Here is a 10,991-nt window from a genome sequence, read left to right on the forward strand (position 1 = left end):
CAGATGGGGCTGATGAAAGAAACGGCGCGCAAGGCACTTCCGGACATTATTTTCGAGAGAATGCACCGCGCGATCAAATCCGGCGCCTACAAGCCGGATGAGCGGCTGCCGACCGAGCATGAACTCGCCATGGAATTCGAAGTATCGCGACCGGTGGTGCGCGAGGCACTCCGGCGGCTGCGCGAACAGGGTTTCATCTATTCCCGCAGAGGCTCCGGCAGCTATGTCAGGGCCTTCGGCCTGCGCGAGCCGCTCGGCTTCGGACAGCTTGAAAACGTCGCGGACCTTCTCAACTGTTACGAATTCAGGCTGACGCTGGAGCCGGCCGCGGCGGCAGCGGCGGCTCTTCGGCACGATGGTGAGAGACTTGCGGCGATCCGGAAGGCGCTCGAACTGATGCGGGATGCGACCAATCGCCAGTCCCACCGCGAGGATGCCGATTATCAGTTTCATCTCGCCATCGCACGGGCGGCGCGGAACAGTTATTTCTCCACTGCGATGGAAGCGCTGAAAGACCATATTGCCGTGGGAATGAAGTTCCACGGCATGTCATTGAAGCGGGAAGCATCCGGCCTGACGCGTGTTTTTGCCGAGCATGAGGCAATCGCAAAGGCGATTGCCGATGGGGATGCAGAGGCGGCACGCCAGCTGATGCTCCAGCACCTGACCGGATCGCGCGACCGCCTGTTTGAGTCTTCGCACACGGATTAAGCGGGTGACCGAAGACCGATGCGCGCGTCCGCGCACCGGAATTTTGCTCAGAAGGCGTGGCGGTAAACGCCGAGCACATCCTCGAGGCTCATGTCGACGGGGTTGTTGTCCATCAGCCGGCGGATGGCATGCGCATTCTCAGCGTAGCGGGGAAGATCGGATTCAATGGCGCCGTGCCGTGCAAGCGACATTTCGATGCCGAGTCCGGCACAGAAATCCGTCGCCGCCTTGCGCAAATCATCAGGCGAAAGATGTTCGCGAAGCCCGAGCGCTCCCGCCACCTCCGCCGTCTTCGCAGAAACCGCGGGCTGGTTGAAGGCCAGAACATGCGGAAAGACGATGGCGTTCGCCAGCCCGTGCGGCAGGTTAAGAAGCGTGCCGAGCGGATAGGCGATGGCATGGCCGGCGGCCGTATTGACCGGACCAAGGCAGATGCCGCCATAATACGAGGCAAGCATCATGCCTTCCCGCGCTTCAGTATCCGCACCGTCGCGGACGGCGCGCGCCAGATATTTACCGACCAGTGCAAATCCCATGCGTGCGAAACCGTCGATCATCGGGTGGGCCTTGCGGTTGGTGAAGGCTTCGACGCAATGGGCCATGGCATCCACACCCGTTGCCGCCGTAACGGCTGGTGGGACCGAATAGGTGAGTTCCGGATCGAGCACGGCGAAATCCGCGATCAGATGAGGGCTTTCGACCGCGATCTTGCTGCCTTTTACCGCGTCTGTGATAAGCGAACGGATGCCGGCTTCGGAGCCGGTTCCGGCGGTGGTGGCGATCTGCACCAGCCGGGTGTCGCGCCCGGCAACCCTGTTCGGTCCAGCCACATCCTCAAGCGTCTGGCCGGAATTCCAGAGCGCCGCGACCAGCTTCGCCACATCCATTACCGAACCGCCGCCGAGGCCGATGACGAGATCCGGCTTGGCGGCGCTTGCCGCGGAAAGGGCGGCTTCGAGCGTTGTGGTGTCCGGCTCGCCGGGAATGGCGTCGAAGACAGTGAAAGGACCCGGCAATTGCAGCCGTTCGGCAAATTTGGCCGTCAGCGGTGTGGCGATAACGAGGGTCGATGCGGTTTTCCCCGCCCAGACGCCGACCTGTGAAACGGTGCCGGCGCCAACGGCGAGCCGGCGTGGCTGATGGATGAGAATGGGAGCTGTTGACATGGTGCTCATCCCTTTCGATCCTTGCCGGCCACCAGCTTGCGCGCATAGGCGATGGCCGCATTCATGTTGCCGTGATTGGCGATGCCCTTGCCGGCGATATCGAAAGCCGTGCCGTGATCGACGGAGGTGCGGTCTATCGGCAGATCGACGGAGACATTGACGGCGGTGTCGAAAGCGACAAGTTTGATCGGGATATGGCCCTGATCGTGATATTGTGCGACGACGAGATCGAAAGCGCCGGAATAAGCCCGGTGGAACACGGTATCGGCGGAAATCGGTCCCTGAACTTCGATGCCTTCGGCGCGTGCGGCGGCGACCGCCGGTGCGATCTGATTGTCATCCTCATTGCCGAACAGGCCGTTTTCACCGCAATGCGGGTTGATGCCGGCAACCGCGATGCGCGGTTGACCATAACCGATGCGTTTCAGATGCGCGTTGCCGGCGCGGATGGTCGCAAGCACGCGCTCCGTCGTCGCGCGGGTAATGGCTTCCTGCAAGGAGACATGGGTGGAAACGTGAATGACCTTCAACCGTTCGGAGGCGAGCAGCATATAGGCAGCCGAGGAGCCGGTGAGGCTTCGCAACATGCCGGTGTGGCCATCATAATGGTGACCGGCGAGATTCAGGGCTTCCTTGTTGATCGGCGCGGTAACGATGCAGCCGATTGCGCCCGCTTCGGCATCGCGAACAGCCTTTTCGATAAAGCGGAACGCGGCGTCTCCGGCAACAGGCGACAATGTACCCCAGGGCAGCGGCGCACCCTCCACTGGCAGGTCGACCACGTGCTGAGAAAGATCGATATCAACGCCGAGCGCATCCTGCGCCGCTTCCAGCGTGGCGAGGTTGCCGTAAATCCGCGTCGCTGCACGATCCGAACCGGACATTTCGGCGAGCGCCCGCACCGTGATTTCCGGGCCGACACCACAGGGATCACCCATGGTGATGCCAATAATATTGCTCATCTTTGTCTCCCGTCGTTCTCGTCAGCCCAGCCGGGCGCCAGCCGGACATATTTGATTGCGCGGCGATGATAGGTGTAGCTTGCATGCAGCGTACCGTCCGGCGCTTCCAGAAGCCACGGATAGGACATTTCCAGATTGCGCCCATCGGTCGAATCGTTCGAAAGGCAGGTGCCCGGCCCGTCTTCGATCAGGATCCGGGTGGCAAAACTGCGCCCGTCATCGTCGGACAGGCAGATCGAAACAGGCGCGCGCGGCACGCCCCAGACGGGAACGCACCCGCCGCTCGGATCGGCATCTGGCCTGTCGTCGTCCTCTCCCAGTTCGTCGTAAAGCGAGGCGCGGCGATCGCTCGACTGCGCGGCATTGACGGGGTTGCAGATCATAGCCAACCTGCCATTGTTGAGCTTGATGACCGCAATGGAGGAATTATTGTTGGGCACATCGGTCGGCTCCGGCTTTGACCACGAGCGGCCGCCATCGGCGCTTTGCGTGCGGTAGACGAAGTCAGCCTGACGGCGGCGGAAGAAGGCGGCGTAGTCCCCATTCGTCACCGCAACCGGGCTCATATGCACGCAGCCGGTCGATTCCTCCAGATCCTGCAATCGCCAGGTCGCACCATTGTCCGTGGATATGCCGAGCGCTGCCGTATCGTGGCTACCGTTCCATTTCTGGCCGGGGCGCTGGATGCAACGGAAGATCGGCAGCAGCCAGGCACCGTCATCTCGGATGCGCAGCGGCGCGCGGATGAAGCAGCCCTGCGGGAGATCGAGAAAACGTCCTTCCTCGGAAACAAGCTTTTCCGGCGCAGTCGCGTCGCGGTGGATCCGCGCCATGCGAATGCGGCATTCATCCTGATTACCGGAGGGCTGAGCGGTATGAAACAGCCACAGAACGCCATCCGGCGCGGTGAAGACAACCGGGTTCTGTTCGGAATGGGAGGGGTCGTGGCTCAGTCGCTGCGGCGGTCCCCACCGGGTTGCGCCCGCCGTCAGTACGGATGCGAAAATCGAAATATCCGATTTTCCTTCCAGCGTGCCGCCGAACCATGCGCAGAGCAGGGCGCCATCGCCCAGAAGGTGCAGGAAGCTCGCATGGTTCTGAATCATGGGCGACGGCAGAAAGGCTTCCTGCCGGTTTTCCGACACGGCATGCATGGCTCCGGTCATGGCGCGAGCGATGTCATCAGGGGTCATCATGGTCTCCTCTTGTCTCGATGAAAATGACATATTCAAAAAGTTGTCAAGTTTATTTGATAGAAAATGAGGATTCGATATTTTTGATTGTTGGAATTAAACTATTGTTTTTAAATAATAAAATTAATGAATTTGGCTTTAATAAAAATTGCCTTCGAAAAATAAATTGACAAAAAACGTGATAGCGTCGATGCTTCGCTAACGGGTGGAGGAGACAATCATCCGCATGCCATGCTCCTTAATGCAGGAGACGGGGATTTTTCAAATGCCCCTTGCGGCGCGCCGCCATGTTGCTGAATTTCTGAATCTGGGAGGAGAACGGAATGAAGAAGTCATTGATTGCGGGCGCCCTTGTCTTGGGTTCCTTCAGCGCCGCGGTTTCGCCGGCGCTCGCGGCATCGGGTCCGATCAAGATCGTGCTGGCGGAAGAGGCGGACCTGCTGGAGCCCTGCATGGCCACCCGCTCCAACATCGGTCGCATCATCATGGAAAATGTCAGCGAGACGCTGACGGAGCTTGATGTGCGCGGCAACAAGGGTGTTCAGCCGCGCCTTGCCGAGAAGTGGGAGCAGAATGCCGATGGAAGCTGGCGTTTCCACCTGCGTGAAGGCGTAAAGTTTTCCGACGGCACGGCGTTCGATGCCAAGGACGTCAAGCACAGCTTCGAACGCATTATGAGCGACAAGAACGCCTGCGAGTCCCGTCGTTATTTCGGTGGCATGACGGTGACCCCATCGATCGTTGATGACTACACGATCGACTTCAAGGCTGAACCGGCGCAGCCTATTCTGCCGCTCTTGATGTCGCTGGTCACCATCGTTCCGGAAGAAACCAAGATGGAATTCATCCGAGAGCCTGTCGGCACCGGGCCCTACAAGCTGACCGACTGGACGCCGGGTCAGCAAATTGTGCTCACCGCGCGCGACGATTATTGGGGGGACAAACCGCAGGTGACGGAAGCGACCTATCTTTTCCGCGCCGATCCTTCGGTTCGCGCGGCCATGGTGCAGACCGGCGAAGCCGATCTCTCGCCTTCGATTTCCCAGCTGGACGCCACCAATACGAAGACCGACTTTTCCTATCTCGACAGCGAGACGGTCTATATGCGTCTCGATCACAATATTGAGCCGCTGAACGATGTGCGGGTGCGCCGCGCGCTCAACCTCGCCATCGACCGGCAGGCCTTCCTCGGCACGCTGGTTCCAGAAGGCGCCGTGCTGGCCACCGCGCTCGTTCCACCGACAACGCTTGGCTGGAACCCCGACGTCAAGGTCTTCCCCTATGACCCCGAGGGCGCAAAAAAGCTGCTCGAGGAAGCAAAGGCTGCCGGTGTGAAGGTGGATACGCCGATCACCATCATCGCGCGTACCGCGAATTTCCCCAACGTCACCGAGATCATGGAGGCGATCCAGCAGCAATTGCAGGATGTCGGCTTCAAGATCGACCTGAAATTCGTGGAAGTGGCCGAGCACGAAAGCTATTATTCCAAGCCCTTCAAGGAAGGCCGCGGACCGCAGATTGTCGCCGCCATGCACGACAATTCCAAGGGCGACCCGTCCTTCACCATGTTCTTCAAATATGCCACCAAGGGCACGCAGTCCGGCTTCTCGGACAAGAAGGTTGACGATCTGATTGAACGTGCATCCGCAGCAGTCGGTGACGAGCGCGCCAAGCTCTGGTCGGAACTCATCGCTTATCTGCACGACGATGTGGTGGCCGACGTGCTGCTGTTCCACATGGTCGGCTTCTCCCGCGTCTCGGAACGGCTGGACTTCAAGCCCACCATCTCCACGAACTCGATGCTGCAGCTTTCGGAAATCGGCATCAAATAAGACCCCGCGTCTTGTCAATTGAGAAGCGGCGGCGCAGCGAAAGCTTCGCCGCCGCATTGAAAAACCGGAGGCAACCATGCTGAGTTTCATCCGAAAACGTTCCGTTGCGAGCTTGATCTCCCTGATCGGCCTCATCGTGATGGTTTTCTTCCTGTCGCGCCTGACGGGGGACCCGGCTGCATTGTTTCTGCCGGTGGAGGCTTCGGAGGAGTTGAAGCAGCAGTTTCGGGCGCTGCACGGGCTGAACGATCCGCTGACGGTGCAGTTCCTGCGCTATGCGGGCGATGTAATGACGGGTGATCTCGGAGAATCACTGAGAAAAGCGCGCCCGGCGCTGGATGTGGTGCTGGAGGCTTTTGTCTGGACGCTCTGGCTCGCTGTTATAACCATGTCGCTCGTTACCTCCGCCGCCATAGTCATCGGTTCGCTTGCGGCTTTCCGCTCTGGTGGCTTCTTCGACCGCATGGCTTCCAGTATCTCGCTCATCGGTGCATCCGTGCCGGATTTCTGGCTGGCGATCGTCGCCATCGTCGTCTTCTCTGTCAATCTCGCCTGGTTGCCCACGTCGGGAACGGGCTCCGTGCTGCACTGGATATTACCGATCGCAGTCCTTTTTGTGCGCCCCTTCGGCATTATCGTGCAGGTGGTGCGCGGTTCGATGATCGGTGCTTTGTCCTCGGCCTATGTCAAGACGGCGCGCGCCAAGGGCGTGAAGTCGGGTCCGATCATTTTCATCCACGCTTTGCGAAACGCCATGCTGCCGGTCATCACCGTCATTGGCGATCAGGCGGCAAGCCTTCTCAATGGCGCCGTCATCGTCGAAACGATTTTCGGTTTTCCCGGCGTTGGCAAGCTGATGATCGATTCCATTCTTCAGCGCGATTTCAACGTCGTGCTGGCCGCCATTCTCGTGACCGCGCTGGCGATCTTCCTGATGAATCTTCTGATCGATATCGCCTATGCGCTCCTTGATCCGCGTATCCGGCACTGAGGAGGCCGTTCAGCCATGAGCCTTTCCAGCGCCGACAACGAGATCACCGCCGAGCCGTCCTTCGCAACACGTATGCTGCGCATGTTGTGGGCGGATAAATTCGCGCTCTGCGCCGCGATCTTCCTCATCGTCGTCGTTATCCTCGCTTTTGTCGGCCCGGCATGGCTTGGCGATCTGGCGACGAAACAGAACCTGCGCGGGCGCAACCTCGCCCCGTTCGACTGGCAGCGCGAGTGGTATTTCTGGCTGGGGGCGGATGCGCTCGGCCGTTCGCTTCTCGCGCGCATTGTCGCCGCCACGCAAAACACGATGATGATCGCCGCCGGCGCGGTGCTTCTTTCCGCCATTACCGGCGCCGTGCTCGGGCTGATTGCCGGTTTTTCCTCAGACCGTGTTGGCCAGATCATCATGCGGCTTGCTGATGTTATCATGTCGTTCCCGTCGCTCTTGATTGCGGTCATCGTGCTTTATCTGCTCGGCTCCTCCATCCTCAACCTGATGCTGGTTCTCGCCATCACCCGCATTCCCGTTTACATCCGGACGACAAGGGCGGAGGTGCTTGAGGTGCGCGAGCGTATGTTCGTGCAGGCGGCGCGCGTGATGGGCGCATCCGGCAAGCGCATCCTGTTCCGCCACATCCTGCCCGTCGTGTTGCCGACGCTGACGACGCTTGCCACGCTTGATTTCGCCTATGTGATGCTGGCGGAAAGCGCGCTATCCTTCCTCGGTATCGGCATTCAGCCGCCGGAAATCACCTGGGGCCTGATGATTTCGCAGGGGCGGCAATATCTTACCAATGCCTGGTGGCTGTCCTTCTGGCCGGGACTTGCCATCATCCTCACAACCCTGTCGCTCAACCTGCTTTCCAACTGGCTGCGCATCGCGCTTGATCCCGTGCAGCGCTGGCGCCTGGAAATGAAAGGCCGCAAGCATGGCTGACCGTCTTCTCGACGTGCGCAACCTGTCCGTGGAGTTCCACACCGCAAGCGGTGTCGTCCATGCGGTAAAGGATGTCTCCTACCATATCGACCGTGGCGAAACGCTGGCCATCCTCGGCGAAAGCGGTTCGGGCAAGTCGGTATCGTCCTCGGCCATCATGAACCTCATCGACATGCCGCCCGGACATATCGGCGGCGGTCAGATATTGCTCGACGGTCAGGACCTTCTGACCATGCCGACCGAGGCGCGCCGCGAGATCAACGGCCGGCGCATCGCCATGATCTTTCAGGACCCGCTTAGCCACCTCAATCCGGTCTATACCGTCGGTTGGCAGATCCGCGAGGCGATGACCACCCATGGCATGGGCAAGGCGGCGGCGGAAACGGAGGCGAGGCGGCTTGTCGCCCGCGTCGGCATTCCTGACCCGGACGGGGCCTTGAAGAAATATCCGCATGAATTTTCCGGCGGTCAGCGCCAGCGCGTCATGATCGCCATGGCGCTGGCGCTTCGGCCCGATCTCCTGATCGCCGATGAGCCGACCACCGCGCTTGACGTGACGGTGCAGGCTGAGGTGCTTTCGCTGCTCAAGGAATTGCAGCGGGAAACCGGCATGGCCGTGCTCATCATCACTCACGATCTCGGCGTCGTCGCCGAAATCGCCGATCGCGTGGTTGTGATGGAAAAGGGTGTTCTGGTCGAGGCCGGCACGGTTCGCGAGGTCTATCGAAATCCGCAACACCCCTATACCCGCAAGCTCATCAGCGCAGCACCCGGCAAGGGCGACATGCATGAGCCGCAGGGGGTGGGCGAAGCGCTGCTTAGCGTGCGTGACGTGCGCAAGCGTTACGGCGCCTTCGAGGCGCTGAAGGGCATTTCCTTCGACCTCATGCCCGGAGAAACCATTGCCGTCGTCGGTGAAAGCGGTTCTGGCAAATCGACGCTGGCGCGTATTCTCTTGCGGCTGGACGAGCCGGATGCGGGCAGCGCCTTGTGGAAGGGCCGCGACCTTTTCAAGCTCTCGCCTGCTGAACTTTTTGCGCTCCGGCGCGATTTGCAGATGGTGTTTCAGGACCCCACCCAGTCGCTCAATCCGCGCATGACCGTGTTTCAATTAATTTCCGAGGCCTGGGTCATCCATCCGGAGATATTGCCCAAGGCAAGATGGCGTGAACGGGTTGCCGAATTGCTGCATCAGGTGGGTCTCTCGCCGGAACATATGCGCCGTTATCCGCACCAGTTCTCCGGCGGTCAGCGGCAGCGGATCGCGATTGCCCGGGCATTGGCACTGGAACCCAAGCTCATCATCTGCGACGAAGCGGTCTCGGCCCTCGATGTCTCGGTTCAGGCGCAGGTCATAGCACTTCTGGATAAGCTGCGCCGCGAAATGGGCCTCTCCTTCATCTTCATCGCGCATGATTTGCCGGTTGTTCGGGATTTTGCCGATCACGTCATGGTCATGCAGGGGGGAGAGATTGTAGAGTTCGGTACCGTTCGACAGGTGTTCGAAGCGCCGTGCGAGGCCTATACCCGTGCCCTTCTGTCCGCGAGCCTCGATCCAGACCCTGATATGCAATCCCAGCGTCATCCGTCCGTTTCCGGCGATGCCGTCGCAAATTCAAGCGGAGTTCTTTCATGAGCAAACAAGCTTTCGTCGCGCTCGTTACCTGTTTCAACGAGGATGAAACCATCAACTATGAGGCAACCCGCGCGCAGGTGCGCCGCCAGGTGGCGGCCGGTAACAACATTATGTGCGCCGGGACCAATGGCGATTTTACCGCTTTGACGCATACGGAAAAAATCCGGCTGACCGAAGAGGTGGTGGACGAAGTTGCCGGCCGTGCCAAGGTCATCGTGAATGCGGGCATGCCCGCCACATTCGAGACCCTGCAACTTGCCAAAGCCTTCGACCGCATCGGCGTCGACGGTATCGCCGTCATCACGCCCTTCTTCATCGCCTGCACGCAGGATGGCCTGATCCGCCATTTCTCGACAGTGGCCGATGCCGTTGAAACGCCGGTCTATCTCTATGACATTCCCGCCCGCACCCAGAACCACATAGAGCCTGAAACCGCACGCAAACTCGCCATCCATGGCAATATCGCAGGCATCAAGGATTCCGGCGGCGCTCAGCAGACGCTCGAAGCCTATCTTCAGGTGGCAAAGGAGATGCCGGGTTTCGAGGTCTATTCCGGCCCGGATCACCTCGTTCTCTGGTCGTTACAGAACGGCGCGGCGGGCTGCATTTCCGGCCTCGGCAACGCACTGCCGGATGTTCTGGCCGGCATTCTCAATGCTTTCAACGCCGGCGATATCACCGAGGCCGAACGCCAGCAGGCAATCTACACTGACTTCCGCACCGATCTCTACGCCCTCGGCTTCGCACCGGCCATGGTCAAGCGCTCGCTTTATCTCCAGGACTCTTCCGTTGGCGCCAGTCGCCAACCGGCCCTTCTGCCGGATAAAGCGCAGGATGAAAAAATCCTGGAAATCTTGCGGCGTTATCAACGGCTTTGACGCCGTGAGCGACTGTAACGCGCACCGCAGCGGATCGTGTGCCTCACCTTAAAAATATCTGCCAAACGGCCATCATCAAAAGCATTTCCCTAGCCTGATCCATGGCGAATAATTTGTGACATAAACACGAAATTCCCCTTGTCAGCCCCGCCATTGATGTTTAAGAGGAGCGCGCAACGCAAGCGTTCGCGCATGCGGAGAGGTGGCAGAGTGGTCGAATGCACCGCACTCGAAATGCGGCATACCTGCAAGGGTATCGTGGGTTCGAATCCCACCCTCTCCGCCATAAAAAATCTTGGACCGTAAGGTTTTTCCTGATCTACTGAATTGGCCCAACTTGAATTGCCTTTGCCGGGATTGGCTAAGGCCACAGCCGCGGCACGAGGGAGCGTTCCTCGACTTTCATTTTTGGCTCTTACCAGTCGGCGAAAGTCAGGACGTCTTCTTTGAGTGTTAAGTTGACAGGGCCGCCGAGTTGGGCTGCCCAGAACGGGCCGCGGAGATCCTCATACCCAGCGCCAAGCCATTCAACGACTCTCACAAGTTTGTCGGCGCGTTTCTGTGCGATCAGTTGGTTTAGGTGAGTGAACCGCACCGGATTTACCGGAGACCGTTTGGTTTAAGTTATGCGGCCAATGCTGGTGCGTCCAGCATGGCGTAGTATCGTTCCTCGGCCTCTGCAG

The 10,991-nt window shown here is 59.7% G+C and carries 9 protein-coding genes and 1 tRNA gene; 7 read left to right on the forward strand and 3 right to left on the reverse strand.

The window, feature by feature from the left end; genetic code table 11:
• Positions 1-3 precede the first annotated feature (3 nt).
• Positions 4-711, forward strand: coding sequence for a FadR/GntR family transcriptional regulator (locus ACQZ48_RS21160; RefSeq protein ID WP_077984721.1), 708 nt, complete (start codon positions 4-6; stop codon positions 709-711).
• A 47-nt stretch (positions 712-758) separates the two neighbouring features.
• Here the strand turns inward: ACQZ48_RS21160 and ACQZ48_RS21165 are convergent, their stop codons facing one another.
• The 3 genes from ACQZ48_RS21165 to ACQZ48_RS21175 are packed head-to-tail and all read right to left on the reverse strand — an operon-like array spanning position 759 to position 4,032.
• Positions 759-1,886: an iron-containing alcohol dehydrogenase gene (locus tag ACQZ48_RS21165; protein ID WP_448729421.1), complete on the reverse strand. Its 1,128-nt coding sequence runs from the start codon at positions 1,884-1,886 to the stop codon at positions 759-761.
• Positions 1,883-2,839 (reverse strand): 4-hydroxythreonine-4-phosphate dehydrogenase PdxA, encoded by a 957-nt coding sequence (gene pdxA / locus ACQZ48_RS21170; RefSeq protein ID WP_077984723.1) that lies wholly within the window; start codon positions 2,837-2,839, stop codon positions 1,883-1,885. The genes ACQZ48_RS21165 and pdxA overlap by 4 nt, the downstream gene beginning before the upstream one ends.
• Positions 2,836-4,032, reverse strand: coding sequence for a sialidase family protein (locus ACQZ48_RS21175; protein WP_443388559.1), 1,197 nt, complete (start codon positions 4,030-4,032; stop codon positions 2,836-2,838). The genes pdxA and ACQZ48_RS21175 overlap by 4 nt, the downstream gene beginning before the upstream one ends.
• Before the next feature lie 323 nt (positions 4,033-4,355).
• On the opposite strand from ACQZ48_RS21175, the gene ACQZ48_RS21180 reads away from it, so the two are divergent.
• The 6 genes from ACQZ48_RS21180 to ACQZ48_RS21205 all read left to right on the forward strand — a co-directional run bounded on the left by ACQZ48_RS21180 (position 4,356) and on the right by ACQZ48_RS21205 (position 10,594).
• Positions 4,356-5,864: an ABC transporter substrate-binding protein gene (locus ACQZ48_RS21180; protein ID WP_077984725.1), complete on the forward strand. Its 1,509-nt coding sequence runs from the start codon at positions 4,356-4,358 to the stop codon at positions 5,862-5,864.
• Between the two features lie 76 nt (positions 5,865-5,940).
• Positions 5,941-6,855, forward strand: a complete 915-nt coding sequence (locus ACQZ48_RS21185) for an ABC transporter permease (protein WP_077984726.1) — start codon at positions 5,941-5,943, stop codon at positions 6,853-6,855.
• Between the two features lie 15 nt (positions 6,856-6,870).
• Positions 6,871-7,794, forward strand: a complete 924-nt coding sequence (locus tag ACQZ48_RS21190) for an ABC transporter permease (RefSeq protein ID WP_142913379.1) — start codon at positions 6,871-6,873, stop codon at positions 7,792-7,794.
• Positions 7,787-9,430, forward strand: coding sequence for an ABC transporter ATP-binding protein (locus tag ACQZ48_RS21195; protein ID WP_137412546.1), 1,644 nt, complete (start codon positions 7,787-7,789; stop codon positions 9,428-9,430). The genes ACQZ48_RS21190 and ACQZ48_RS21195 overlap by 8 nt, the downstream gene beginning before the upstream one ends.
• The gene (locus tag ACQZ48_RS21200) at positions 9,427-10,308 is read left to right on the forward strand and encodes a dihydrodipicolinate synthase family protein (protein ID WP_077984729.1); all 882 of its coding nucleotides are present in this window, start codon (positions 9,427-9,429) and stop codon (positions 10,306-10,308) included. The genes ACQZ48_RS21195 and ACQZ48_RS21200 overlap by 4 nt, the downstream gene beginning before the upstream one ends.
• Before the next feature lie 196 nt (positions 10,309-10,504).
• A tRNA-Ser gene (locus ACQZ48_RS21205) sits at positions 10,505-10,594 on the forward strand.
• Positions 10,595-10,991: the final 397 nt, after the last annotated feature.

This window comes from Agrobacterium sp. 22-209-1, assembly GCF_053522485.1.